Here is a 26,455-nt window from a genome sequence, read left to right as displayed (position 1 = left end):
GTTGGAGCGCGTTGGGCGGCGAAACCGCCCACACTTGCGCCTAACGCGCTCTAGTAGGCGTGCACCTCGACGCCCAGCAGTTCGGGTTCGGCCCGGGTCGCGCCTGACGGCGCGCCGTGGTCGTGCGACGACGCCGCGTTCGACAGCAGCGGCGGCTTCAGGCGCATCAGGCGGATGTTGAGCCCCGAGCTCGGCGCGGCGGCGGACAGCCCCTTGGCCGTCGCCAGCTTGGCCAGCGGCGGCGAGATCGGCACGGTGAAGGTCACCGGGCGGGTCACCAGGTGCTGGCCGAACATCGACAGGGTGGTGACGAAGCCCGGCGAGTTGACGCCCACCGCCTCGCTCTCGGGCGTGTTGACCACCACCGCCAGGTCATGGCCGTGCTCGAAAGGCGGCAACTCCACCGTCAGGGTGGCCAGGAGCTTGGGTCCGCCGGTCTTGGCCGCCTGGCTGAGCAGCGCCTGCGGCACGGCGACGTCGCCCGAGGCCAGGCTGGCCGGGCTTGGAACCTTCAGCTTGGCGGTGAACAACTGCGGCTTGGCGGCGACCGCCGCCTTCAGCTTGGGACCCGGACGCGGGGGCGGCACGACGTTCTCGCCCGAGCCGGGCTGGTAGTCGTAGTCGAAGGCCCCGATCGTCTCGTAGGCCCCCGCCACCTGCTGGGCCGCCGGCAGCGGCTTGCCGTCGGAGTCGCGGAAGAACAGGAACGGCTCGGCCCGCCATTGGCCCAGGTCGCCGCGCGGGTTGAGGTAGTTGGGGTTGTCGTCCGGCAGGGTCGGATAGCCGTAGCCCTGCTGCTTGCGCGTCCAGACGTCCCAGATGCGGTCGATGTTGGCGTGGTGCAGGAAGAACAGCGGATCGACCGGCGACAGGTTCGACTGCATGAAGCCGTCGCCGTAGGTCGTCTTGCCGTCGGGCGCCGTCCAGATGCCGCCGACGCAGTTGTGCACCTTGTTGTGCGGCTGGCCCTCCATCACCCCGAAGCCGGTGATGCTGCTGTGGAACTGCGACTTGGGGCTGGCGAAGCCGATGAAGTCGCGCGGGGCCAGTGCGTTGTCCAGCATCCAGGACGAGACGGCGCGGTTGGTCACGTCGTCGAAGCCGGGCCGCTGCGGGGTCGAGCCGCGCGAGTTCGGCGGCGCGAAGAACATCGGCCCGCCCTTGGGTCCGATGTCGAAGATCAGGTCGGCCGGGAAGCGCAGGCCGCGGATCAGCAGCTGCTGGTTCTGGTCGTTGCTGAGACCCGCCCAGAACTTCTCCAGCACCGGGCCGAAGGTCTTGTTGAAGGCGTCCAGGCTCTGGATGTAGCCGGGATAGGTGCTGGGGTTGAGCACGCCCTGAAACATCTCGGCCGGCACCTGCGGATTGGCCGTCCAGTCCCAGTAGGGGAAGGCGAAGCTGTTGTCGCCGCTGAGCTTGCGCACGACCTGCTCGAACCAGCCCACATAGCCCCGGTGCCAGACCACGAACCACCAGTTGCCGTGCGGGCAGTCGACCGTGTGGGTCAGGGCGTGGTTGTACCAGTTGTAGGGATGCTCGGGCGGCAGCTTGAGCATGATGTCGATGGCCCGGGCGTAGCTGGCCAGGGCGCGCTTGCCTTCGGGGCTGGCGACGTTCCAGCGCCGCCAGCGGGCCTTGGTCGGCGCCGCCGGCTGGGCCGAGGCCTGTCCCGCCGCCAGGGCGCCCACGACGGCGGCGCCGCCCGCCATCAGGTCGCGACGCGAAGGCGCGGAGAACGGGCCGGTGAAGGCAGGGTCCTGGGTCATGGCGCGGACTCTCTTTTTTGGGATCGGAAAGGGTGCTGAAGGCGAAAGGCCGCACGGCGCGGCCCCGAAAGGCCGCGCCGGCGAGACCGTCAGTGATGGCCGTGGGACACGCCGCCGGCGCCGTCGGGCAGCACGATCTGGACGTTCTGCATCATGCCCTGGTCCTCGTGGTCGAGGATGTGGCAGTGCAGGACGTACTCGCCGATATAGCGCTGGTAGCGGGTGCGGACGATCAGGGTGTAGGGCAGGTACGGGCCGTTGTCGGACTTCTGCACGCTCTTGACCCAGAGGGTGTCCTTCCACGCGCCCTTCAGGCCCGGATACTGCGGGTCGGGCGGGCCGGGACCGAAGTCGTCCACCGCGCCGGGCGCGCTGACGTCCTTGCCGGTCGGATCCAGGATCTTGACGATCTGGAACGGGTTCACGTGGATGTGGAACGGGTGGCTGACGAACTCCGAGCGCAGCTCCCACTCCTGGGCCGTCCCCAGCACCAGGGTGCGGTCGACGCGGTCGGGCGCATAGGGGCGCGGGGCGTAGTCCTGCGAGCCCACCTCGAACTGCACCGGCATGTTGGTGTTCTGGCCGGGAATGGCGATGTTGAAGAGCACCTTCTCCGTCTCAGAACCCTTGATCTCGGCCTCGGTGATCGTCGGGTGCGGCACGAAGCGGGTCAGCTTCAGGCCGTTGCGCAGGTCGGCGATCACGCTGGCCTTAACGTCGGCCGGCATCTGGGCGTTGGCGGCCGCCACCAGTTCGCCGGTGACGAAGGCGGGGATGTCCCTGACCTCCTGGCCCGGCGCGACGCTGACCTTGCCCAGCAGGCGCGTGCCCACCGCGATGCTGTTGACCGTCGCGCTGGGCGCGGTGTCGGCGTCGAGCATGCAGTAGTTGCCCGCCTTGGGGAAAACCACCAGCAGGTCGTTGCGATAGCCCGGCTGCAGCGTGGCGACCGTGGCCTTGCGGGCCTGGGCGTCGGTCAGGCCGTCGTCGGCGACCACGTAGAACGGCACCGGATCGCCGATGCAGTAGGTCTTCTGGAAGGCCGGACCGTCGGCCGCCGCCAGGCGCTCCATGGCGGCCGGGCCGCCGTCGGCCATCTTCACGAACTGCAGCGAGATGGTGTCGCGCACGCCGGCGTGGATCATCCGCCAGCGGGCCAGTTCGCCCGCCTTGGCCGGCAGCGTGGCCAGCACCTGGCCGTTGATGCTGGTGTAGCGGCCCGACTGCCCCCAGCTGCCCGGCCCGAAGCCGTTGCCGTTGGCGTCGCTGTAGAACTCGATGACGCCGGTGTCGCCGGGATCGCAGACCCACTCGACGACATTGCCCTTGGCGTCGGTCTTGACCTTGATGTTCCCGCTCTTGTCCAGGCAGGCGTACTGGATCTGCTGGAACACCAGCAGCTTCTCGGGGATCGGCGCGCCGTTCTTGTAGAGCAGCGTGTCGAGGTCGCCGTTGGCGCTGGGCGTCGGCTTGCGGTCGCCCTTGATGACCAGGGCCCCGGCCATGCCGCTGGAGACCTGCAGCGCCGTCGAGCCGTGGCGGTGGGTGTGATACCAGAAGGTGCCGGCCGGATGGTCGCGCGGGATGTTGTATTCGTACTCGAACTTCACCCCGGGATTGATCGACAGCAGCACGTTGTCGCTGTTGCCGGTCGGGCTGACCCACAGGCCGTGGCTGTGCAGGTTGGTGCCGTTGTAGCAGTGCGGCACGTTGATCAGCCAGTTGGGGTCGGTGCAGCTGGGGTCGGCCGGCAGCCTGTTGTCGAGCGCCACCCGCACCGTCTCGCCCGGCCGCGTCAGGATCGTCGGCGCCACGTAGGGCGTGGTCGGCGAGACGTCGGTGCCGTTGTAGCTGCGCAGGTGGACCTTGTCGTAGCGGCCGTTGGCGGGGTTGTAGAGCCGCCCGTCGGTGTAGACGATGTTCAGCGCCAGGCGCTTGTCGGCGGTGATCGACGCGGTCGACGGCGGGATCACGTAGCTCTTGTCGCCCGAGGCGGTGCCGGTGATGGCCAGGAGGCTGGTCGTCGCCTTCAGGGACGGGTTCTGCTGCGCCTGCTCGATCGGCGCGCCCAGCAGGCGCGGATTGTCGACGACCCGATCCTGCGCCGCGGCGCTCCCCGCCTGCATGGCCAGCGCGAAGCCCATCGCCCCCGCCGAACAGACAAAGCGCCAATCGCGCACGCGCCCACACGCACCGCTCATCGCAGCCTCCCCGAACAATGTTCCCCGAGGCCGGATACTACCTAAGCGATAATACCGCGAAAGCTAAATTTTTGTGCGATTTCGCACACGTCGATCCGTCCGCGCCCCCGATCAACGCCCCATCAACGCCAGGCGTAGTTGAAGCTGACGCTGATCCGCTGCTCCTCGGCCTGGTTGGGCGTCACCTCGTGGCGCAGCCAGCTTTCCCACATCAGGATCGTGCCCGGTTCGGGCTGCACGTAGACAAAGGGCTGCAGGTTCTCCGGCGCGTCGTCCTGCCGGGTCGGCGCGGCCATCATCATCGGCAGACGCGGATCCTCGAACTTCAGAGCCGAGGCCCCGGCCGGGATGGTCACGTAGACCGTGCCGGAGATGACGCTGTGGGGATGGATGTGGCCGGTGTGCTGACCGCCCGGATCCAGGATGTTGATCCAGAAGCTGTCCATCACCAGCTTGCCGCCGGCCAGGTCGAAGCGCAGTTCCTTGGCGAAGGCGGCGACGTGCTTGTCCAGCTTCTTCTTCAGCTCGGCGAACAGGCTGTCGCGCTGGGGCAGGTCGTCCAGCGAAGCGTAGGAGGTGTAGCCCAGATAGCCCTTGCGCTCGGCCCAGGCCTGGCCGGCCTCGTCGTCCTCGGCCACGGCGATGCAGGCGTCGTGCAGGTCGTCGATGAAGACGTCGAAGCCCTTCTCGCCGGCTAGGCTGGCTTCATAGAGCGGGGTGGCGAAGAGAGAGCGACTGGTCATGGCGCGCCTCATAGCGCCCGAGCGCGTTGACGACAAACCACGAATGGAACATAGTCAGAACATGGCCGATGGTGATCATACGCTCAAGATCAATGCGGCGCTCGCTGAGCGGCTGAAGGCGGTGTCCGACGGCCTCGGCAAGAGCCTGGATGAATACGCCATTCAACTTCTTGACGCCTTTACGGGCCTGGACCCTCGCAAGCACGACGAAGCCTATTGGGACGAAGTTCAACGCATCTGCGACGAGACCGAACGCGAGGGTGGCATCCCGTTGGAAGATGTCGAGCGCTGGATGAAGTCCTGGGGCGCCGACGACGAACTCCCTCCTCCTGAGCCACGCCCACGAATTCACGAATGAGGGCCGTCGAATTTTCAGAGAAGGCGCGGCGCGATCTGTCGCGCCTGCAAGCATGGCTTGCCCCAATGGCTCCGGCAGCCGCCGAACGCGCGGTTCAGACCCTCATTGCAGCGGCCAGATCGCTCGCTGATTTTCCGGAAAGAGGCAGTCACATCAGAGCGAACCTTCGTGAACTGATCGTACCATTCGGTTCGGCAGGCTACGTCATACATTACGAAGTCAGACCTCGCCGTATCCTCATCGCCCGCATCTATCACGGCCTTGAAGATCGCTGACCGGCTTGGACTCGCCTATATCTGCCTCCGTGACCGACACCACCGCCGACATCCCCTCCCCCGCCGAACCGCCGAAGCTCGCCGGCGCCGCCCTGATCAAGGACGAGGTCACGCGCCTGCCCGACGCGCCCGGCGTCTACCGGATGATCGGCGAGGCCGACGAGGTGCTGTACGTCGGCAAGGCCAAGAGCCTGAAGAAGCGCGTGGTGCAGTACGCCCAAGGCCGCTTCCACACCAACCGCATCGCCCACATGGTCGACGCCACGCGGGCGATGGAGTTCGTCACCACCCGCACCGAAGCCGACGCCCTGCTGCTCGAGATCAATCTGATCAAGCAGTTGAAGCCGCGCTTCAACGTGCTGCTGCGCGACGACAAGAGCTTTCCCGAGATCCTGATCCGGCGTGATCACGACGCCGCCCAGCTGCGCAAGCATCGCGGCGCCCACGCCGTCAAGGGCGACTATTTCGGGCCGTTCGCCAGCGCCTGGGCCGTGAACCGCACGCTCAACACCCTGCAGAAGGCGTTCCTGCTCCGCTCGTGCAGCGACAGCGTCTACGAGACGCGCGACAGGCCCTGCATGCTGCACCAGATCAAGCGCTGCGCCGCGCCCTGCACGGGCCTGATCAGCCTGGAGGACTACGGCGCGCTGGTCGACCAGGCCGAGGCCTTCCTGCGCGGCAAGTCCCGCGCGGTCATGGGCCAGATGGCCAAGGAGATGGAGGCCGCGGCCGAGGATCTCGAGTTCGAGCGCGCCGCCAGGCTTCGGGATCGCATCCGCGCCCTGGCCGCCGTCGCCCAGGAAAGCCAGATCAATCCCGAGACCGTGGAAGAGGCCGACGTCGTCGCCCTGCACGTCGAGGGCGGCCAGGCCTGCGTGCAGGTGTTCTTCTTCCGGGCCGGCCAGAACTGGGGCAACCACGCCTACTTCCCCCGCATCACCGGCGCGGCCGAGGACGAGGAGGAAGGCGTCACCGAGGAGCAGCGGATCATCACCGCGTTCCTTGGCCAGTTCTACGACGACAAGCCGATCCCGCGCCTGATCCTGGCCAACGTCCAGCCGGCCGACGCCGACCTGCTCAGCGAAGCCTTCGCGCTGAAGAGCGGCCGCAAGGTCGAGATCGCCGTGCCCAAGCGCGGCGAGAAGGCCGACCTGGTCGGCCACGCCCTGACCAACGCCCGCGAGGCCCTGGGCCGCCGGATGGCCGAGGGCAGCGCCCAGACCAAGCTTCTGGCCGGCGTCGCCGAGACCTTCAAGCTGGACGCCCCGCCCGAGCGGATCGAGGTCTACGACAACAGCCACATCCAGGGCACCAACGCCGTGGGCGGCATGATCGTGGCCGGGCCGGAAGGCTTCATGAAGGGCCAGTACCGCAAGTTCAACATCCGCTCGACCGAGCTCACGCCCGGCGACGACTACGGCATGATGAAGGAGGTGCTGAAGCGCCGCTTCGCGCGCCTCGTGAAGGAAGAGGAGGAAGGCGACGACGCCAACCGCCCCGACCTGGTGCTGGTAGACGGCGGCAAGGGCCAGCTGGACGCGGCGCTGGAGATCATGGCCGACCTCGGCGTCGACGATATCGCCGTCGTCGGCGTGGCCAAGGGTCCCGACCGTGACGCCGGCCTGGAGCGGTTCTTCATTCCCGGCCAGACGCCGTTCATGCTCGAGCCCAAGTCGCCGGTGCTCTACTACCTGCAGCGCCTGCGCGACGAGGCCCACCGCTTCGCCATCGGCGCCCACCGCACCCGCCGCAGCATGGACCTGAAGAAGAACCCCCTCGACGAGATCGAGGGCGTGGGCCCCGGCCGCAAGAAAGCCCTGCTGCACGCCTTCGGTTCGGCCAAGGGCGTCGGCCGGGCCGGCGTCGAGGATCTGGTCAAGGTCGACGGCGTCAGCCAGGCCCTGGCCGAGCGTATCCACGCCTTCTTCCGCAAGGGCTGACCCCTACCCAAAACGGGCCGGACGCGATTGACAACGCTGGTCGCCGAACGCAACCTTAAGGCCGCTCTGGAACAGTATTCAACCTGACACGTGGCGCGAACGACGCGCCGCGCCGGAGCCGTTTGGGGGAAACATCGCCATGACCATTCTGCCGTTCCTGCGGGGCCGCGGCTTCGCGCGCCCGCTCGCCTCGGCCTGCCCTGACACCGACAACGACACCGGAGCGCCTCAGCCGATCCCGGGCGAGCTGTCGGTGATCCGCCTGCCGGCCGACCACTACCTGCATCGCGACGCGCCCACCGAGTGGTGGTGGCACATCGGCACGCTGAAGGCCGGCGACCGGGTGTTCGGCTTCGAGATCAACGCCGCCTCGTTCCAGGGCCGGGGCTTCGGCTTCTCGCAGATCATGCTGACCGACGTGGCCGCCCAGAAGCACTACCAGCGCACCACCACCTTCAACCCGCCCGCCGGCTACGATCCGTCGACCTGGGCCGAGCACGACGTCAACCGCGACTGGCGCGTGCGCCTGGGCGATCCCAGCAGCCAGCTGACCGCCATCAAGGTGACCAATCCGGGCTCGGGCTACGATCCCGTCGCCACCACCGTCACCGTGACCGGCGGCGGCGGCTCTCAGGCGATCGCCTATCCGCTGGTCGATCCCACCTCCGGCGCGATCCTGTCGATCCAGGTGACCAATCCGGGCCGCGGCTACACCTCGCCGCCGCACATCGTCATCGGCGGTCCGGGCCAGAAGGGCTCGGGGGCCACGGCCGAGGCCGTGCACACCTTCATCACCATGGACGCGGCCTGGGGCGACCCGACTCAGAACATGGCCGTGGTCACGAAGCTGACCGATGACGCCACCGGAACCGAAGTCGTTTTCGACCTGACCATGTCGCAGAAGGGCGCGCCCTTCGTGGTCTGGGGCACCGGGGTCAGCCAGATCCTGCCCAAGGCCAGCGGCTCGCACCTGCAGACCGGCAACTACTACTACTCGCTGACCAACGTGGCCGCCTCGGGCACGATCACCATCGACGGCGAGATCTTCGAGGTCGAGGGCAAGACCTGGATGGACCACGAGTACGGCTTCTTCGGCACCGCCCAGAACCCGGTGAAGTGGATCCTGCAGAACGCCCAGCTCGACAACGGCTGGTCGCTGTCGAACCACTACGTGCTGTTCGGCGACAACAAGCTGCCCAAGCCCGGCGCGCCCGTGCCCTGCGAAGTGACCCTGCAGGACCCCGAGGGCCGGATGTACGTCGTGCCGGGCGTCATGACCGCCGATCGCCAGTGGACCAGCCCGGTCTCCAAGGTGACCTACTTCCTAGACTACCAGCTCGACATCGCCGGCTTCGACGCGGCGCTGAACTTCAAGGCCCTGCTGGCCGACCAGGAGTTCCCGCTGCCGGTCGGCTCGATCTACGAAGGCATCGCCTCGGCCGAGGGCAGCTTCCAGGGCAAGCCGACCTCGGGCACGGGCTGGATCGAACAGGCGCTCTGACCACCGGCGCGCGCGGACTGCCGTTCAGCTTGGCCATGCGCTAGGCTTGCGGCATGTCCGCGTCCGAACCCGCCGATCCCGCCGCGCCATCCTGCGAATGGACGAACCACGGCAGACACGACTGGACCGGGCGCGGACCGAACGGCGAGAACCTGGTCTATGCCGGCCAGCGTACGGCCCTGCTCGAGGGGCGAGGCTACGGCAGCCGCTGGAGCAGCACCCTGGCCGTGACGCGCCGAGGCATGCTGCCCGCCGTCCTCATGCCCGAGAACAGCCTGGATCGGCTGGCCAAGCGGATCGGCTACACCGTCGAGCACCAGACCGGCGACGCCGACTTCGACGCCAGGATCCATCTCGCTTGCGACGACGCTGAGCCGGCCCTGCGACTGGCGGAAACGCCCGCGCTGCGTCGAGCGGTCCTTCACCTGCTCGACAGCGGCGTCAAACGCCTGACGGTCGACCACGAGGGCGTCACGGTCGAGCTGCGCGAGCGCCTGCGCCCCGACGGACCGGACGCCGAGCACGACCTGTGGACCATGAGCGAGGCCCTGTGCGCCGTCGCCGCCCTGTGGCCCGAGAACCGCGCCAAGTCGCGCCGCCGATGGTTTCGGCGCGAGACCGCGGCCTTGATCTGGGGCGCCATGCTGGTCGCCGCCGCGCCGATCACGGCCTTCGACGACGAGACCTTCGCCGAGCGCCAGATCGAGACCTACGTCCAGACCGACTGGCTTGGCCTCGCCGTCTGGCTGGCCCTGGCGCTGATCCCTCTGGCGGCGGCGGGCTTCCGCCGCGCGAGCGGCCATCGCGCGCTGGTGGCTCTCGCCGCCTGCGCCCTGGCCGTCGCGCCTTTCAGCCAGAGCCTGCTGCAGCGGCGGGCCAATACCTGGTTCACCCGCGCGCAGACGGACGTCCCCGCCGAGCTGACCGATCTGCGCGTGATCGACAGCACCGACAACGGCCCATCTTACGAGGCCACGATCATGGTCGCCGACCGCGCCACCGACTGGGCGCTGACGCCGCATGAGGGCCAGCTCGCCGCCGAGGGGCGGCTGTGCGCAGCCGGCGTGGTCGCCACGGGTCTGCGCGACCTGCGATACGTCAAGGGCGTGCGCACCTGGGCCTGCCGGCCAAGCCTCGGCGGCGAGCCGGACGCCGCCCAGCCCTAGAAGTCGTTGCTCCAGCGCTGCACCGAGGCCAGCGGCAGCCAGGCCTCGAACACCAGGCCGTCGGCGCGAAAGTCGAAGCGCGAGCGGCCCTTCAGCTCGCGTTGGGTCAGGTTCTCGATCAGCCGCGCCCCGAAGCCGAACCGCTCGGGCTGGCTGACCGCCGGACCGCCGCTCTCGCTCCAGGTCAGGCGCAGCTGCCGGGCGTCCTGATCGAGGCTCCAGCGCAGGCTCACCCGGCCCTCGGCCGCCGACAGCGCGCCGTACTTGGCGCTGTTGGTGGCCAGTTCGTGCAGCACCATCGACAGCGACACCGCCACGTGCGGACTCAGCGCGACTTTCGGCCCCGAGGCGTCGATGCCCTCGCCGTGGGCGCGCACGCAGATGGCCGCCACGTCGGTCAGGTCGGCCTCGTTCCAGCCGGTGCGGGTCAGGAGGTCGTGGGCGGCCGAGAACGCCACCAGCCGCTCGGTGAAGATTCGCACCTGGTCGGCGTCGAGCTTGGCGAAGGTCTGGCGGGCCAGCGACTGCACGGTGGCCAGGTTGTTCTTCACCCGGTGGTTCAGTTCGTTGATCATCACCGCCTGGCGCGCCTCGCGAGCCTCCAGCTCGTGCGAGGCGGCGACCAGGGCCTCGCGCACGACGGCGATCTCGGCCAGCCCGCCCCGCTTGCCCGGGTCCAGCGGCCGCCCCTCGCCGATCGCGCCGGCGTCCTCGACCAGCCCCACGACCTCGCGGTTGATGCGGTTGGCCAGGAACAGCGCCATGCCCACGCCCAGCAGCAGCAGCAGCGGGAAGATCGCCGCCGTGCCCCAGGCCGCCGCCACGCCCACCTTGGCCACATCGGCGCGGGGAATGGCCACCACCAGCGTCCAGCCGGTGCGCGGCGAACGGCTGTAGGCCACGCGGGTCTTCACGTTGTCGAGCGAGACGCTCTTGCTGATCCCCTCGTTCGAGCGGGCCAGGTTGCGGGTCATGTCCGGCGAGGCGCTGGCGCCGGTGAAGCGCTCGTTGCGCACCGAGCGGGCGATGACCTTGCGCTTGTTGTCGAGGATGGTGGCGACCCAGCTTTCCGGCGCGCGCTGCTGGCGGAACACCGAGGTGAAGCTGGCCGCCTCGACCACGTAGGACACCACGTAGGCCTCGCCCTTGATGTCGACCGGCGCGCCCACGGTGATCACGTGGCGCTGGGCCAGCGCGCCCATCCGCAGGTCCGACACCTGGGTGCGGCCGGCGGCGCGGGCGGCGACCATGTAGGCCGGCGGCGGGGTCTTGGGCAGGGCCGCGCCCCACGGGACCAGGGTGTTGACCGTCTGCTGGCCGTCGGGCGCCGTCACCACCACCCAGCCGGGCCGGTTGCCCGTGGCCCGCTTGGCCCGGACGTAGAAGTTCTTCCAGTCGCCGTTCAGCAGCGCTTGGTCGGTGGCCAGGGTCTCGGCCACGGCCACGCCCTCGGCCACCTGCCGGTCGACGGCGCCGGACAGCGCCCGCGCCGTGGCCAGCAGCTGCACCTCCAGCTGGTCGCGGTTCTGGCGGTTGGAGCGTTCCAGCAGCAGGGCGGTGGCGGCGAGCGCCGGCACCAGCAGGCTGACGGTCAGCAGCACCAGCAGGCCGCGGACCGAACCGCGCAGGCCCCGGTGCGGCGCGGCCGGGGTCTCGGAAGGGATGGACGCCATGGGCGGATTTACGCGGCGGCGGCCAGGAGGTTGCGGACAGCTCCTCGGATCGCGCCGTTCGTCAGCCCCGCCATGCCCTGCTCCACCTGCCCGGATGACGCGACCTTACGCGATGCGTCGCCCCTGTCACCCGGTAAGAAAACCGCGTTATGCGTCGGTGCGCGTCTTCAGCACGACGAGGGCCACGAAACTGATCCCGGCGGCCACCGCCAGATAGATCCCTACGGGAACCAGACCCGCCTCGTCGGCCAGGGCCTTGGCGATGACCGGAGTCAGCCCGCCGCCGATCACCCCGCCGATGTTGAACGCCATCGAGGCCCCGGTGTAGCGCACGCGGGCGGGAAACAGCTCGGGCAGCCAGGAGCCCAGCGGTCCGTAGACGAAGCCCATGGCCAGCAGGGCCAGAGACAGGAAGGCGCAGATCAGGGCCAGCGAGCCCCCGCCCATCATCACCGGCAGCAGGGCGCCGACGGCGACGGCCATCACGCAGCCGGCCAGCAGTACGCGACGCGGCGTCGCGGCGTCCGACCAGTAGCCCGAGGCGACGATGCCCCCGGCCATGAACAGGATGGCCAGCAGCTGCACGCCCAGGAACAGCTCGCGATCGTAGCCCAGGGTCTGGACCCCGTAGCTCAGCGCGAAGGCCGTGGTCAGATAGAATAGCGCAAAGCAGCAGACCACCGCGAAGGTGCCGCCCAGGGTTTGCTTCCAGTGCAGCTTCAGCAGTTCGGCGAACGGCACCGTCGGCGGCGGCTCGTGGGCCAGGGCGGCGGCGAAGGCCGGAGTTTCCGTGAGCTTCAGCCGCACCCACAGGCCAAGGCCCACCAGGATGGCGCTGGCCAGGAACGGCAGGCGCCAGCCCCAGGCCATGAACTGTTCGGGGCTCAGCAGCAGACCCAGGATCAGGAACAGGCCGTTGGCGGCGATGAAGCCGACGGGCGCGCCCAGCTGCGGGAACATGCCGAACCGGGCCCGCCAGCCGGGAGGGGCGTTCTCCACGGCCAGCAGCGCCGCCCCGCCCCACTCGCCGCCGAGGCCGAAGCCCTGGCCGAATCGCAGCACGCACAGCAGCGCCGGCGCCAGCCAGCCGGCCATCTGGTAGGTCGGCAGGAAGGCGATCAGCAGTGTCGAGCCGCCCATCAGCATCAGCGACGCCACCAGGGTCGACTTGCGGCCGATGCGGTCGCCGAAATGGCCGAAGGCGATCGCCCCCACGGGCCGCGCGAAGAACGCCACCGCCAGGGTGGCGAACGCGGCCATCTGCTGGGCTGAAGCCGAGCTGGCGGGAAAGAACAGCGGTCCGAACACCAGCGAGGCGGCCGTCGCGTAGATGTAGAAGTCGTAGAACTCGACCGCCGTGCCCACAAGGCTGGCCAGAAGCACGCGGCGTGAGGAATTGGCGGTCGGGGCTGCGCTGGCGGTCATGGGGTCTTTTCCGAAACTTGACCACGGCTTGGCCGCCCTCGCCCGCCACGTCAACCATTCGAAGGAAGAAAATCACCCGCGCCAAACAGGAAATCCGCGCCGACCAACGAGATTTCGTCGCTCGAACCTTGTTTCGAGAAAGAGGATTGCCCCGCCGCGCCGGCGACGGGGCAATGCCCTCAGCGAGCGGAAAACCCGCCGTCCACCAGGTGGTAGCTGCCGGTGATGAACGAGGCGCGGTCCGATAGCAGGAAGCAGGTCAGGGCCGAAACCTCCTCGGGGCGTCCCAGCCGTCCCGCCGGATGCAGGCCGATCAGGCCGGCGCGGGCCTCGTCGGTCATCTCCGAGTGGATCAGCGGCGTCTCGATGAAGCCCGGCCCCACGGCGTTGATGCGCACGCCCCGGGGCGCGTACTCGATGGCGGCGGTCTTGGTCATGCCGACCACCGCATGCTTGGACGAGACATAGGCGCTGGAGCCGGCCCAGCCGTGCGTGCCCAGGATCGAGGCCATGTTGACGATCGAGCCGCCGCCGGCCGCCAGCATGGCCGGGATTTCGTACTTCATCGAATAGAGCACGCTGTTCATGTCGACGTCGACCACGCGCTTCCACTGGTCGAGCGGATAGTCGGCCGTCGGCAGGTTGGGGCCGCCGATGCCGGCGTTGTTCACCGCCAGGTGCAGCGCGCCATAGGTGTCGACCGCGAACGCGACCATGGCCTCGACCTGGGCCGCATCGGCGACGTCCACCTTGAAGGCGCTGGCCGAGCCGACTTCCTTAGCCAGCGCTTCGGCGGCCTCCAGATTGAAGTCGGCGATCACCACCTTGGCGCCGCCGGCCGCCAGTTCACGCACCACCGCCTCGCCGATGCCCGAGGCGCCGCCGGTGACCAGCGCGACCTTGTTCGCGAATTCCGTGCTCATGAGGCTCTACTCCACTTGGTGTTACACTATACGCCCCGTGTTCTATCTGGGACCGGAGGCTTCCGAGCGCCACCGCCGTGGCCGCCCATTTTTCCTCCGCGCCTTAAGGGCGCGCCATCCTTGCGATCCGCCGGGCCCAGCCATAACCAAGTCCGATGAGTATCGCTTCGACGCCGACCAAGGTCGGCTCGCTGGCGGCCGATCAGGCCGCCCTCCTGCAGCGTGAGGGCTACCTCCTGCTGCGCGGCGCCGTGCCAGAAGCCTGGCGCGGGCCGCTGCGCGAGGCGTTCGACGCGGCCGTCAGCGCCGGCGACCAATGGACGGCTCCCAAGGCGCCCGGCTGGCGTCACGCCCTGGTCGACCTCGACCCGACGGTGCTCTGGACCTGCCGGCTGGCGCCCCTGCTGGCGGCGGCGGGCCACATGCTGGGCGGACCCTTCTTCCTGTCCCAGGTCGAGGGCCGCGAGCCTCTGCCGGGCTTCGGCCACCAGCCCCTGCACCGGGATGGCGCCGGACTGCGGGCGGTTTCGGCGATCGTCTTCCTGGACGACTACGGCCCGGCCAACGGCGCCACCCGGGTCGTCCCGCGCCCCCTCGACCACGGCGAGCCGGACGAAGCCGCATCCCTGACCCTGGCAGGCGAAGCCGGCGACATCCTGGTGTTCGACGCCGACCTGCTGCACGGCGCCACGCGCAACGCCGCGGGCGCGCGACGCCGCTCGCTGCTGCTGAACTTCCTGCCCGAAGCCGCCCGCGCCGCCGAGGACGCATATCGCGCCGTCCGCGACGTGCGCATGGACAACAGCGAGGCCTTCGCCCCGTAGCCGAACGAGCCAGGCCGCAACCACGCATGCGCCATAGCCCTCCGCCGCGCTCATGCGTTAGAACGTCGCCATGAAAGCCCTGCCCAACATCCTGACCTCCGCCCGCCTGGTCATCGCCCTGTTCATGTTCGTGGCCCTGGCGGCCGCCGCCGGCGGCGTTCCGTGGCTCAGCGAGCGCCTGACAGGCGACCAGCAGTTCTCGCTGCAGCGCTGGGCGTTCTGGGCTTTCGCCGTGGCCGCCATCACCGACTTCTTCGACGGCTGGCTGGCCCGCAAGCTTGACGCGGTCAGCATCTGGGGCGCGATCCTCGACCCGATCGGCGACAAGATCCTGGTCTGCGGCGCCCTGCTGGGCCTGATGGCGCTGGGCCCCAATCCGCTGGTCATCCTGCCGGCCGGCCTGATCCTGTTCCGCGAGTTCGCCGTCAGCGCCCTGCGCGAGGTCGGCGCCGGCAAGGGGATCAAGCTGCCCGTCACCCTGCTGGCCAAGTGGAAGACCACCCTGCAGCTGGTGGCCATCGGCGGCGAGCTGATCGTGGTCTCGTGGGGGGCGTTCAACCTGCCGCAGGACCCGGCCATCATCGAGCCGGTCTCCTGGACCGTCCATGGCCTGCTCGGCGTCGCCGCCGTCGTCACCCTGATCACCGGCGCGCAGTACTGGGAAGCCGCCCGCAAGGCGCTGACCTAGGCTCTCTGCCTAGCGTCGCCGCAAATCCGACACACGCCCAGATAGAACATCGTTCGCTCAGGATCAGGCGGGGAGCGGTGCGAATGCGTGGCGTGCTGTGGTCGTGTCTCGTCTTTCTCCTCGCGCTCGCGCCGCTGGCGGCGCGGGCCGAAAGCCGACTGGTCGATTTCGAGGTCGCCTCGAAGCGCTTCGACGGCGCCAAGGTAGGGGTCTCGCCGGTCCGCAAGGTCGTCGCCTATCTGCCCGACGGCTACGAGGCCGGGTCGCGGCGCTATCCGGTCGTCTACTTCCTGCCCAACCTGTTCGACGACCAGCGCGCGGTGTTCGACCGCGACGGAGCCAGGGCCGCGCTAGACCGGGCGATCGACGACGGCGCGGTTCCGCCGCTGATCCTGGTCAGCGCCGACTTCTCCACCCCGGCGGGCAGTTCGTTCTACGCCACCTCGCCGGTGACCGGCGACTGGACGGGCTTTCTGGCGAAGGATCTGGTGGCCGCCGTCGACGGGCGCTTCCGCACCCTGCCGCCGCGGCCTCGCGCGGTCTGCTGGGCGACCGCATGGGCGGCTACGGCGCGATCCGCACGGCCATGGTCGCGCCGGGCGTGTTCGGATCGGTCTACGCCCTGCACCCCGTCGGCACGGGAGTCGGCCTGCAGACCATGAACTCGCGCCCCAACTTCGAGCGGCTGGCCGCGGCCCGGTCGCTGGACGACCTCGGCGACGATGGGTTCTCGCGGGTGTTCCTGGGCATGTACCAGGCCTTCCTGCCCAATCCGGACAAGGCCCCGCTCTATGCCGACCTGCCGGCCAGCGGCCGGGGCGAGCGCCTGGCCACCGATCCTGTTTTGACGGCCAAGCTGCAGAACGCCTTCCTGCTCGACCGCCTGCTGCCGGCCCACGCCGCCGACCTGAAGGACCTGCGCGGCCTGATGTTCGACTGGGGCCGCTTCGACGGCAACGCCGACCACGTAGTCGCCAACCGCGCCTTCGCGGGACTGCTCGAGGAATTTGGCGTGCCCAACGAAGCCGAGGAATATCGCGGCTGGTGGGGAGAGCGGCACTGGACGCCGGGCGGCCGCGTCGAGGCCCGCGCCCTGCCATTCTTCGCGCGGACGCTGGCGTTCGAACAGGACGACGCGGCTACTCGGCCGCGATGATCTCTTCGCCGTCGTCCTCTTCGGACGGGCCGTACATCAGCCATTCGCTGTCGGGCCGGTCTTCGCCGCCGGCTCGCTCGGCCTGCATCATCAGGGCCAGCCAGCGCGTCCCCGTCATCCGCAACACCATGATCGCCTCCAGGACTCAAGGTCGTTATTGAGAGTGACTCGCAATATCGACCTGATCAAGGCGATTTCGACGCGTAAGGTTCCCCGCGAGAGGAGTTTGGGCGGACCCCGCCCCCCTTAGAAGCGCGCGGTGGCCGCGCGGCGCGCCATCAGCACCCGTTCCCGCCGGCGCGACGCTTCGCGCTCCAGGTGCGGCGCAACCTCGGCGGCCCGGCGACGTTCCTCCGGCGTCCCGCTGACGTCCAGGCGGCGCACGTTGTTCAGCAGCTGCGCCAGCTCGGCGTCCTTGAGGTTCGGAATACGGTCGATCAGCGTCATGGCCACGCTCCACTCAATTCTGCGACGGTGACATCACAACGCTCGAAGTGCTTTGAAGGTGACGCTTGACGGCGAAAAAATAAAATATCGACGTTCGGCTTGCTATTCATGCTTCGACCTTCTAGAAATCGATTATCGAATTCGCTGCCGCTCGATCTGCTATTCCATGCTTCTTTCAGAGAAGCGCCGGGCCAGCCCTCCGACCTCCAACGAAATTGATCGCTTCCCGGCACGCCGCCGCGTGGCGCCTCGCACTACGAACTAAAGGACTACCCCAATGGCTATCGGCACCGTGAAATGGTTCAACGGCACCAAGGGCTTCGGCTTCATCCAGCCTGACGACGGCGGCAACGACGTCTTCGTGCACATCTCGGCCGTCGAGCGCGCCGGCATGACCTCGCTGAACGAAGGCCAGAAGGTCAGCTACGAGCTGGAACAAGACCGCCGCAGCGGCAAGGTCTCGGCCGGCCAGCTGCAGTCGGCCTAACCGCCGCGCCGCACCAGCGACCCGCGAACGGGCCGGCCCAGCGCCGGCCCGTTTTGCATTTTCAGGCCGCGTTTTGTCCAAGGCCGCCATCGGCTGGACGTCGCCGGCCGCCGCGCCTAGGTTCGCGCCGTTCGAACACTGCCGGCCCGACATGCGCCCGATCCGCCTCGCCCTCGCCGCCCTCGCCCTGATGACCCTGGCCGCCTGCGGCTCGGTATCGCGCGACGCCTTCAAGGCCAGCGACCTGGCCGGGCCGCCGCCGTCGGGCCTGTCGGACATCCGCTTCAACGCCAGCGACAGCGCCGCGGGCATCCGCTTCGCCGACGCCGCCCGCAACCGCGCCCGCCACCAGAAGACCTTCGACGTCCTGGCCCTGTCGGGCGGCGGCTCGAACGGCGCCTATGGCGCGGGCGTCATCACCGGCTGGACCAAGACCGGAGAGCGGCCCGAGTTCGACATCGTCACCGGCGTCTCCACCGGCGCCCTCACCGCCCCCTTCGCCTTCCTCGGCCCGAGCTGGGACGAGCGCCTGGCCGAGGTCTACACCGGCGACGCCGCCGACCGCATCCTGCAGCCGCGCGGCCTGGGCGTGCTGTTCCATCCCAGCTTCTACGACAGCGGCGCCCTGCGCGGCCTCGTCGACAAGTATGCCGACGCCAACATGATGCAGGCCATCGCCGCCGAGCACGCCCGCGGCCGCCGGCTGCTGATCGCCACAACCAATCTCGACACCGAGGAGACGGTGATCTGGGACATGGGGGCCATCGCCACCAAGGGCGACGAAGCCTCGCGCGAGCTGTTCCGCGACGTGCTGGTCGCCTCGGCCAGCATCCCCGGCGTCTTCCCGCCCGCCCTGATCCAGGTGCAGGGCCACGGCCGGCGGCTGTCGGAGATGCACGTCGACGGCGGGGTCTCGATCCCGTTCTTCGTGGCGCCGGAATCGCTGCTGCTGTGGACCGTCGACAAGGGCGAGGCCAGGCCCGGCCGGATCTTCGTCGTGGTCAACGGCCAGGTCGGCGGCTCGTTCGGCTTCACCAAGGGCGGCGCCCTGTCGATCGTCGGCCGCTCGTGGCAGACCATGAGCAAGACCCTGATCCGCACCCACCTGGCCGCCAGCGCCAGCTTCGCCCAGCGCAACGGCGGCCAGCTGTTCTACAGCGCCATCCCGGACGCCGCCGAGGCCGACACCTCGGGCCTCGACTTCGCCGCCGGCAACCGCAAGGCCCTGTACCACATGGGCTACGACCGCGCCGTCGCCGGCTGGGCCTGGAGCGTCGCCGCCCCGCCGCCCGAGCCTCCAGTCGTAGCCGCCCCGCCGGCCAAGAGCGGGCGTTAAGCCCCCTGGGAGCCATCTTCAGGTTGTGCTTCAATCGGCGCTCTCCCAGCCGGACGACGCGCCATGTTCGCCATAATCCTCGCCGCCGCCGCGATCGCCTGCCCCGTCGAGCAGGCCCGATACGTGCTGCGCGACGCCCCGGCCGTCACCGCCGCCTTCTTCCCGGTGGAGGGCGGCCCCGACTGGCCCCAGCGAGTGGCTCTGAAGGTCGACACCGGCCAGGGCCGCTACTGGTTCCTGCCCTATGACGGCGGGACCAGCGGGATCACGCGCGTCGCCTCGACCACCGACGTGCAGGCGCCGGGCTGGAAGCCTCCGCACCCCGACGGCGGCCCCCGGCCGCTGGGCGATCTGGAGTATCTCGCCGCGGACGCGACCTGGCGGTTGATCGAGGGCGCGCCCGGCCGCGGCCAGCCCGCGCCGGCGCACATCTTCCTGTCGGAACTGGACGATCGACTACGCCATCCCCCGGGCGATCAACCCCGCGATTCCGTGCCCCGTCAGTTCTTCGACCTCGCCGCCTGCGGGGCGGCTAAGCCACACCGCTAACAGCGCTTTTCCAGACTCCCCGACTCTGGGGTTGCGCCCGCCTGACTCCGTCTCTAAAGGGGCGGCTTAACCTGCAAGATGGTCGACAGCGGGCGCGCGGATGTGCGCGACCGTGTCTTTGCGCGAGTTAGCCATGCCCAAACGTACCGACCTCTCCTCGATCCTGATCATCGGCGCTGGGCCCATCGTCATCGGTCAGGCCTGCGAGTTCGACTATTCGGGCGTCCAGGCGTGCAAGGCCCTGCGCGCCGAAGGCTACCGGATCATCCTGGTCAACTCGAACCCCGCCACGATCATGACCGATCCGGACGTGGCCGACGCGACCTACATCGAGCCGATCACCCCGGACATGGTCGCCAAGATCATCGAGAAGGAGCGTCCCGACGCCCTGCTCCCGACCATGGGCGGGCAGACCGCGCTGAACACCGCCCTCGCCCTCGAGGAAGCCGGCGTCCTCAAGAAGTTCGGCGTCGAGATGATCGGCGCCAAGGCCGAGGTCATCGACAAGGCCGAGGACCGCCAGAAGTTCCGCGACGCCATGGACAAGCTGGGTCTCGAAAGCCCGCGCTCGCGCGCCTGCCACACCATGGAAGAGGCCCTGGAAGGCCTGGAGTTCGTCGGCCTGCCGGCGATCATCCGCCCGTCCTTCACCCTGGCCGGCACCGGCGGCGGCATCGCCTACAACATCGAAGAGTTCCGCGAGATCGTCGAACGCGGCCTCGACCTGTCGCCGACCACCGAGGTCCTCGTCGAGGAAAGCGTGCTGGGCTGGAAGGAATACGAGATGGAAGTGGTCCGCGACACCGCGGACAACTGCATCATCGTCTGCTCGATCGAGAACATCGACCCGATGGGCGTCCACACCGGCGACTCGATCACCGTCGCCCCGGCCCTGACCCTGACGGACAAGGAATACCAGTGGATGCGCGCGGCTTCGATCGCCGTGCTGCGCGAGATCGGCGTCGAGACCGGCGGTTCGAACGTCCAGTTCGCGCTGAACCCGGCCGACGGCCGCATGGTCGTCATCGAGATGAACCCGCGCGTGTCGCGCTCGTCGGCCCTGGCCTCGAAGGCCACCGGCTTCCCGATCGCCAAGGTCGCCGCCCGCCTGGCCGTCGGCTACACGCTGGACGAACTGCAGAACGACATCACCGGCGGCGCGACCCCGGCCTCGTTCGAGCCCAGCATCGACTACGTCGTCACCAAGATCCCGCGCTTCGCCTTCGAGAAGTACCCGGGTTCGGAGCCCCTGCTGACCACGGCCATGAAGTCGGTCGGCGAAGTGATGGCCATCGGCCGCACCTTCAAGGAAAGCGTCCAGAAGGCCCTGCGCGGCCTGGAGACCGGCCTGGCGGGCTTCGACGAGGTCGAGATCCACGGCGCCGACGATCCCGACACCGGCAAGGCCGCCGTCGTCCGCGCCCTGGGCGTGCCGACCCCCGACCGCCTGCGCGTCATCGCCCAGGCCTTCCGCCACGGCCTGACCGTGGAAGAGATCAACGCCGCTTGCAGCTATGAGCCGTGGTTCCTGCGCCAGATCGCCGAGATCGTCCGCCAGGAAGGCCTGGTCCGCGCCGGCGGCCTGCCCAAGACCGCACAGGGCTTCCGCGAACTGAAGGCCCAGGGCTTCTCCGACGCGCGCCTGGCCAAGCTGAGCGGCTCCACCGAGAAGGCCGTCCGCGCCGCTCGCCAGGCCCTGAACGTGCGCCCGGTGTTCAAGCGTATCGACAGCTGCGCCGGCGAGTTCCTGGCCTCCACGCCCTACATGTACTCGACCTACGAGTTCGGCGCCCTGGGCCAGGTCCCCGAGTGCGAGAGCGAGCCGAGCAACCGCAAGAAGGCCGTCATCCTCGGCGGCGGTCCCAACCGGATCGGCCAGGGCATCGAGTTCGACTACTGCTGCTGCCACGCCGCCTTCGCGCTCGACCAGATCGGCGTGGAGTCGATCATGGTCAACTGCAACCCCGAGACCGTCTCGACCGACTACGACACCTCCGACCGCCTGTACTTCGAGCCGCTGACGGCCGAGGACGTGCTGGAGCTGCTGCATGTCGAGATGAGCAACGGCGAGCTGGCCGGCGTCATCGTCCAGTTCGGCGGCCAGACGCCGCTGAAGCTGGCCCACGCCCTGGAAGAGGCCGGCGTGCCGATCCTGGGCACTTCGCCCGACGCCATCGACCTCGCCGAGGACCGCGAGCGCTTCCAGCAACTGCTGAACGGCCTTTCCATCGCCCAGCCGGAAAACGCCATCGCCCGCAGCTGGGACGAGGCCCGCGCCGCCGGTGAAGAGATCGGCTTCCCGTTCGTGATGCGTCCGTCCTACGTGCTGGGCGGCCGGGGCATGGAGATCATCCGTGATCACGAGGCCATGGAGCGTTACATCGCCGGCGCCGGCGAGATCTCGCTCGAGCACCCGATCCTGCTCGACCACTATCTGAGCCGCGCCACCGAGGTCGACGTCGACGCCCTGTGCGACGGCGAGAACGTCTTCGTGGCCGGCGTGCTGGAGCACATCGAGGAAGCCGGCGTCCACTCGGGCGACAGCGCCTGCTCGATGCCGCCCTTCTCGCTGAAAGCCGAGACCGTCGAGGAGCTCAAGCGCCAGACCGTGCAGATGGCCCTGGCCCTCAACGTGCGCGGCCTGATGAACGTGCAGTTCGCCATCGAGGAGCCGCACTCGGACGCCCCGCGCATCTACGTGCTGGAAGTGAACCCCCGCGCCTCGCGCACCGTGCCGTTCGTCGCCAAGACGATCGGCCAGCCGGTGGCCGCCATCGCCGCCAAGCTGATGGCCGGCGCCAAGCTTTCCGAGTTCGGCCTGAAGGACGAGCCCTACGACCACATCGCGGTCAAGGAAGCCGTCTTCCCGTTCGCCCGCTTCGCCGGCGTCGACACGGTGCTCGGCCCGGAAATGCGCTCGACCGGCGAGGTCATGGGCCTGGACTGGATCCGTGAGGGCGAAACGGGCCTTGGCCCGGCCTTCGCCCGCGCCTTCGCCAAGAGCCAGCTGGGCGGCGGCGTGAAGCTGCCGACCTCGGGCACCGCGTTCGTGTCGGTCAAGGAAAGCGACCGTCCGTGGATCGTCGAGCCGGTGAAGCTGCTGCAAGCCGCCGGCTTCAAGGTGATCTCCACCGTCGGCACCCGCGCCTATCTCGCCGAGCAGGGCGTCGAGGTCGAGCTGGTCAAGAAGGTGCTGGAAGGCCGTCCCAACATCGTCGACGTGATGAAGAACGGCGGCGTGCAGCTGGTGTTCAACACCACCGAAGGCAAGCAGGCCCTGGAGGACAGCTTCGACATCCGCCGCACGGCGCTGATGATGAAGGTCCCCTACTACACCACCAGCGCCGGCGCCCTCGCCGCCGCCCAGGCCATCGCCGGCGCCCCGGCCGAGTCCCTCGACGTGCGCCCCCTGCAAAGCTACGCGTAAGCGAAGCCTCGCCTTAGCGACGTCAGAAGCCGCCCGGAGCGATCCGGGCGGCTTCTTTCGTTCGGGAAGTAAAATCCTCCCCCTCTGGGGTAGGCAGCCCGGAGGGCCGGAGGGGGAGCGTCTCGAGCCCCTCCAAACCCGAAGAATCCGCCCTTCCCGGCCCGCCCCATCTTGACACCGGCGTCACCCACGGCCATTTGCCGACTCAAGGATTTGCCACGCAGCTGATTTGACATCGATCGGGCCGCCAACGCACAGCGCGCGCCCTGCTTGAAACAGGATGTCATCCTCGCCGCGCCAGGTCCCAGCGGTCGTCGATCGAAAGATCGGCGTTCATGAACGCCGCGCTCGAAGCCGCCGCCCTCCGCCTCTCTTTGCGCGGAGCGTTACCCCGTGGCCCTTCGTGCGTTAGTTCACAGAACGTCGAAAATTTTTTTGTCGAACTGCTGGAAACCTGGAGCGCCGCGCAGCGTGGCCCCGACCCTTGAAGAAGCAGTCGAAGGCCCGAACTCGCGAGGATCCGCGGAAGGCCGGCGACATGTTGAGGCATTCTCGGCCCGTCCCCCGCCGCAAAGGGGCCGACGCCGAATTCGGAGAGCTTGATGAGCAACAATTCCACGGCCGAGACCGAAGCGCCCGAAGCCACCGGTGGTGATGGTCCGCTCCTCGACCTGACCGACGCCGGCGTAAAGAAGTTCATCAAGCAGGCGAAAGCCCGCGGCTACGTCACGATGGACGAGCTGAACAAGGTGCTGCCGTCGGAAGAAGTCAGCCCGGACGCCATCGAAGACACCCTGGCCATGCTCAGCGAGATGGGCGTCAACGTCGTCGAGGCCGAGGAAGACGCCGAGAACGCCGAGGGCGGCGAGGTCGCCACCCGCGACGAGAACACCGCCGTCATCACCAGCGACAAGCCGGCCGCCTACGACCGCACCGACGACCCCGTGCGCATGTACCTGCGCGAGATGGGCTCGGTCGAGCTGCTGAGCCGCGAGGGCGAAATCGCCATCGCCAAGCGCATCGAGGCCGGCCGCGACACCATGATCCGCGGCCTGTGCGAAAGCGCGCTCACCTTCGAAGCCATCATGGTGTGGCGCGAGGAACTGAGCACCGGCCGCATCCTGCTGCGCGAAGTCATCGACCTGGAAGGCACCTACGCGGCCATCAACGGCGGCGCGGCCCAGCCTGCGGCCGATGACGACGAAGGTCCGGCCGAGCCCGTCGACGACGAAGCCGGCGAGGCCAAGCCCGAGGGCGAAGGCGAGGACGAGGACGATTTCGACGACGGCGCCGGCCCGACCGTCAGCGCCATGGAAGGCGAGCTGCGCGAAGGCGTCATGGCCATCCTCGACGCGATCGCCAGCGAGTTCGAGACCTTCCGCAAGCTGCAGGACAAGCTGGTCGGCAGCCGCCTGAAGGGCCAGGACCTGTCGGACGCCGACCGCAAGGCCTACGAGGGCCTGTCTGCGACGATCATCCAGCACCTGAAGACGCTGAAGCTGAACAACAACCGCATCGAGGCGCTGGTCGAGCAGCTCTATGCGATCAACAAGCGCCTGATCGGCCTGGAAGGCCGCCTGCTGCGCCTGGCCGACAGCTACGGCATCAGCCGCGCCGAGTTCCTGAAGGCCTATTTCGGCTCCGAACTGAACCCCACCTGGGTCGACCAGGTGAAGGGCATGGGCGTGCGCTGGACCAAGTTCGTCGAGAACGACAGCAACTCCGTCGGCGACATCCGCCAGGAAATCGCCGCGCTGGCCACCGAGACCGGCGTGCCGATCGACGACTACCGCCGCATCGTCCAGACCGTTCAGAAGGGCGAGCGCGAGGCTCGTCAGGCCAAGAAGGAAATGGTCGAGGCCAACCTGCGCCTCGTGATCTCGATCGCCAAGAAGTACACCAACCGTGGCCTGCAGTTCCTGGACCTGATCCAAGAAGGCAACATCGGCCTGATGAAGGCCGTCGACAAGTTCGAGTACCGTCGCGGCTACAAGTTCTCGACCTACGCCACCTGGTGGATCCGTCAGGCCATCACCCGCTCGATCGCCGACCAGGCGCGGACCATCCGCATCCCGGTCCACATGATCGAGACGATCAACAAGATCGTCCGCACCAGCCGCCAGATGCTGCACGAGATCGGCCGCGAGCCGACCCCGGAAGAGCTGGCCGAAAAGCTGGCCATGCCGCTGGAGAAGGTGCGCAAGGTCCTGAAGATCGCCAAGGAGCCGATCTCGCTCGAAACGCCGATCGGCGACGAGGAAGACAGCCACCTGGGCGACTTCATCGAGGACAAGAACGCCGTCCTGCCGATCGACGCGGCCATCCAGTCCAACCTGCGGGAAACCACCACCCGCGTGCTGGCCTCGCTGACCCCGCGGGAAGAGCGCGTGCTGCGCATGCGCTTCGGCATCGGCATGAACACCGACCACACGCTGGAAGAAGTCGGCCAGCAGTTCTCGGTCACCCGCGAACGCATCCGTCAGATCGAGGCCAAGGCCCTGCGGAAGCTCAAGCACCCGAGCCGCTCGCGGAAGCTGCGCAGCTTCCTCGACAGCTGATCGGTTTAAAGCCCGGACAAGACGAAGGCGGCGCCCGCGAGGACGCCGCCTTTTTCTTTGGGTCAGCTGAAGCGCGAGCCGGCCTAGTTGTTGCCGGTCTTGACGTCGGCCGAGCCGGCGCCGTTGGCCGAACCCGAGACGCCGCTGCGCGACGCCGAGCCCGACAGGCCCAGAGACCCGGACTGGCCGGCCCCGCCCTTGCTGGTCGAGGCGCTGGACGAACCCGAACCGCTGGCCGAGCCCGAGGCGCCGTCGCGGCTGATCGAGCCCGCGCCGGTCAGGGCGCCGTCGCCGATCGCGTTAGTCGAGGCGGCCGCGTCGCGGGCCGAGCCGGCGGCGTTGCGGGCGACGCCCGTGGTGCGGCTGGCCGCGCCCGTGGCCCGGTCACGCGCCGAGCCCGCGGCGCCCTGGGCGCGGGAGGCCGCGTTCGACGCGGCGCCCGAGACCCCCGAGGTCAGGCCGCTCGCATCGGGCGTCGCGACCGAACCCGCGCCGGAGCCCGAACCGGCCAGGGCGCCGGTCAGCTGGCCGGCGGCCGCCGAGGTGGAACCCGAGCCGGAACCTTCGGCCGAACCATCGGCCTTGGCGCTCGAAGCAGCGTCGCGGGCGGTCGAGGTCGCGCCCTCGACGGCGCCGCGGGTGCGACCGGCGGCGTCGCGGGCCTTGCCGCGGGCGCTCGAGGTCGTCTCGCCGGCCCGGTCGCGGATGCGGCTGGTCGCGCCACGGACGCCGGAGCCCAGGCCGCTGGCGTCGGGCGAGGTCAGGCCGCCGCCCAGACCACCTGCGCCGCCGAGCTGGCCGCCCAGGCCGCCCATGCCTCCGGTGAGGCCTCCGGTCAGGCCGCCGCCGCCCGAGCCGCCCAGGATCTGGGCCTGGGCCATCGGCGCGGTCAGCAGGACGGCGGCCGAAGCGGCGGTGACGAGGAACGAGATCTTACGCATGGGACGTCTCCTTGAGGTCATTTCGCGGGGCGTCTTTCCGCCTCCTGACCCGTCCAACGACGCCTCTTCCC

23 protein-coding genes are annotated in these 26,455 nt (G+C 69.0%); 14 read left to right on the top strand and 9 right to left on the bottom strand.

The annotated features are described in order from the left end of the window. Window positions 1-50: 50 nt before the first annotated feature. From C1707_RS13180 to C1707_RS13170, 3 genes are all read right to left on the bottom strand, one after another. Window positions 51-1,766, bottom strand: coding sequence for a tyrosinase family protein (locus tag C1707_RS13180; protein ID WP_101711221.1), 1,716 nt, complete (start codon window positions 1,764-1,766; stop codon window positions 51-53). 89 nt (window positions 1,767-1,855) lie between these two features. After that, window positions 1,856-3,910: a multicopper oxidase family protein gene (locus C1707_RS13175; RefSeq protein WP_205686753.1), complete on the bottom strand. Its 2,055-nt coding sequence runs from the start codon at window positions 3,908-3,910 to the stop codon at window positions 1,856-1,858. Window positions 3,911-4,089: 179 nt separating this feature from the next. Continuing rightward, the gene (locus C1707_RS13170) at window positions 4,090-4,710 is read right to left on the bottom strand and encodes a TIGR02466 family protein (protein ID WP_101711219.1); all 621 of its coding nucleotides are present in this window, start codon (window positions 4,708-4,710) and stop codon (window positions 4,090-4,092) included. Between C1707_RS13170 and C1707_RS13165 the strand changes: the two genes are divergently transcribed. The 5 genes from C1707_RS13165 (at window position 4,709) to C1707_RS13145 (ending at window position 9,950) form a co-directional block, all read left to right on the top strand. Beyond that, complete coding sequence (locus tag C1707_RS13165) at window positions 4,709-5,068, top strand: antitoxin (protein ID WP_101711218.1); 360 nt, start codon at window positions 4,709-4,711, stop codon at window positions 5,066-5,068. The two genes, C1707_RS13170 and C1707_RS13165, sit on opposite strands and share 2 nt — an antisense overlap. Further along, window positions 5,065-5,343 (top strand): type II toxin-antitoxin system RelE/ParE family toxin, encoded by a 279-nt coding sequence (locus C1707_RS13160; RefSeq protein WP_101711217.1) that lies wholly within the window; start codon window positions 5,065-5,067, stop codon window positions 5,341-5,343. Before C1707_RS13165 ends, C1707_RS13160 begins: the two co-directional genes overlap by 4 nt. A gap of 29 nt (window positions 5,344-5,372) precedes the next feature. After that, the gene (gene uvrC / locus C1707_RS13155) at window positions 5,373-7,283 is read left to right on the top strand and encodes an excinuclease ABC subunit UvrC (protein ID WP_101711216.1); all 1,911 of its coding nucleotides are present in this window, start codon (window positions 5,373-5,375) and stop codon (window positions 7,281-7,283) included. Between the two features lie 139 nt (window positions 7,284-7,422). Beyond that, window positions 7,423-8,784 (top strand): lipocalin-like domain-containing protein, encoded by a 1,362-nt coding sequence (locus C1707_RS13150; protein ID WP_101711215.1) that lies wholly within the window; start codon window positions 7,423-7,425, stop codon window positions 8,782-8,784. A gap of 53 nt (window positions 8,785-8,837) precedes the next feature. Then, entirely contained in the window at window positions 8,838-9,950 is a 1,113-nt protein-coding gene (locus tag C1707_RS13145; RefSeq protein ID WP_101711214.1) for a hypothetical protein, read from the top strand. Here C1707_RS13145 and C1707_RS13140 read toward each other — a convergent pair. From C1707_RS13140 to C1707_RS13130, 3 genes are all read right to left on the bottom strand, one after another. Then, on the bottom strand, window positions 9,947-11,623 hold the full coding sequence (locus C1707_RS13140) for a sensor histidine kinase (protein WP_101711213.1): 1,677 nt from the start codon (window positions 11,621-11,623) through the stop codon (window positions 9,947-9,949). The two genes, C1707_RS13145 and C1707_RS13140, sit on opposite strands and share 4 nt — an antisense overlap. A gap of 147 nt (window positions 11,624-11,770) precedes the next feature. After that, window positions 11,771-13,048, bottom strand: coding sequence for an MFS transporter (locus C1707_RS13135; protein ID WP_101711212.1), 1,278 nt, complete (start codon window positions 13,046-13,048; stop codon window positions 11,771-11,773). Between the two features lie 179 nt (window positions 13,049-13,227). Beyond that, entirely contained in the window at window positions 13,228-13,971 is a 744-nt protein-coding gene (locus tag C1707_RS13130) for an SDR family NAD(P)-dependent oxidoreductase (protein WP_101711211.1), read from the bottom strand. 155 nt (window positions 13,972-14,126) lie between these two features. Between C1707_RS13130 and C1707_RS13125 the strand changes: the two genes are divergently transcribed. The 4 genes from C1707_RS13125 to C1707_RS26750 all read left to right on the top strand — a co-directional run bounded on the left by C1707_RS13125 (window position 14,127) and on the right by C1707_RS26750 (window position 16,639). Continuing rightward, window positions 14,127-14,795, top strand: coding sequence for a phytanoyl-CoA dioxygenase family protein (locus C1707_RS13125; protein ID WP_101711210.1), 669 nt, complete (start codon window positions 14,127-14,129; stop codon window positions 14,793-14,795). A gap of 70 nt (window positions 14,796-14,865) precedes the next feature. Next, window positions 14,866-15,483 carry a CDP-diacylglycerol--glycerol-3-phosphate 3-phosphatidyltransferase gene (pgsA, locus tag C1707_RS13120; RefSeq protein WP_101711209.1) on the top strand — a complete coding sequence of 206 codons (618 nt, stop codon included), beginning with the start codon at window positions 14,866-14,868 and terminating at the stop codon, window positions 15,481-15,483. Between the two features lie 83 nt (window positions 15,484-15,566). Then, entirely contained in the window at window positions 15,567-16,145 is a 579-nt protein-coding gene (locus C1707_RS26755; protein WP_240633687.1) for an alpha/beta hydrolase-fold protein, read from the top strand. After that, window positions 16,040-16,639 (top strand): alpha/beta hydrolase, encoded by a 600-nt coding sequence (locus tag C1707_RS26750; RefSeq protein WP_240633686.1) that lies wholly within the window; start codon window positions 16,040-16,042, stop codon window positions 16,637-16,639. Before C1707_RS26755 ends, C1707_RS26750 begins: the two co-directional genes overlap by 106 nt. Here C1707_RS26750 and C1707_RS26150 read toward each other — a convergent pair. After that, the gene (locus C1707_RS26150) at window positions 16,623-16,769 is read right to left on the bottom strand and encodes a hypothetical protein (RefSeq protein ID WP_164467343.1); all 147 of its coding nucleotides are present in this window, start codon (window positions 16,767-16,769) and stop codon (window positions 16,623-16,625) included. The two genes, C1707_RS26750 and C1707_RS26150, sit on opposite strands and share 17 nt — an antisense overlap. A gap of 116 nt (window positions 16,770-16,885) precedes the next feature. After that, window positions 16,886-17,086, bottom strand: a complete 201-nt coding sequence (locus C1707_RS13110; RefSeq protein ID WP_101711208.1) for a hypothetical protein — start codon at window positions 17,084-17,086, stop codon at window positions 16,886-16,888. Window positions 17,087-17,363: 277 nt separating this feature from the next. Here C1707_RS13110 and C1707_RS13105 point away from each other — a divergent pair, with 277 nt between their 5' ends. From C1707_RS13105 to rpoD, 5 genes are all read left to right on the top strand, one after another. Beyond that, entirely contained in the window at window positions 17,364-17,573 is a 210-nt protein-coding gene (locus C1707_RS13105) for a cold-shock protein (protein WP_101711207.1), read from the top strand. 151 nt (window positions 17,574-17,724) lie between these two features. Beyond that, on the top strand, window positions 17,725-18,909 hold the full coding sequence (locus C1707_RS13100) for a patatin-like phospholipase family protein (protein WP_101711206.1): 1,185 nt from the start codon (window positions 17,725-17,727) through the stop codon (window positions 18,907-18,909). A 63-nt stretch (window positions 18,910-18,972) separates the two neighbouring features. Next, a complete protein-coding gene (locus C1707_RS13095; protein WP_101711205.1) occupies window positions 18,973-19,458 on the top strand; it encodes a hypothetical protein in 486 nt (161 codons plus the stop codon). A 133-nt stretch (window positions 19,459-19,591) separates the two neighbouring features. Continuing rightward, window positions 19,592-22,885 carry a carbamoyl-phosphate synthase large subunit gene (gene carB / locus C1707_RS13090; RefSeq protein WP_101711204.1) on the top strand — a complete coding sequence of 1,098 codons (3,294 nt, stop codon included), beginning with the start codon at window positions 19,592-19,594 and terminating at the stop codon, window positions 22,883-22,885. A 602-nt stretch (window positions 22,886-23,487) separates the two neighbouring features. Beyond that, window positions 23,488-25,443: an RNA polymerase sigma factor RpoD gene (rpoD, locus tag C1707_RS13085; protein WP_101711203.1), complete on the top strand. Its 1,956-nt coding sequence runs from the start codon at window positions 23,488-23,490 to the stop codon at window positions 25,441-25,443. 83 nt (window positions 25,444-25,526) lie between these two features. Here the strand turns inward: rpoD and C1707_RS13080 are convergent, their stop codons facing one another. Beyond that, complete coding sequence (locus C1707_RS13080; protein WP_123170751.1) at window positions 25,527-26,384, bottom strand: hypothetical protein; 858 nt, start codon at window positions 26,382-26,384, stop codon at window positions 25,527-25,529. Between the last annotated feature and the right edge of the window lie 71 nt (window positions 26,385-26,455).

Source organism: Caulobacter flavus (genome assembly GCF_003722335.1).
Taxonomy (GTDB): Bacteria; Pseudomonadota; Alphaproteobacteria; order Caulobacterales; family Caulobacteraceae; genus Caulobacter; species Caulobacter flavus.
This window is presented reverse-complemented; position numbering and strand designations above follow the sequence as displayed.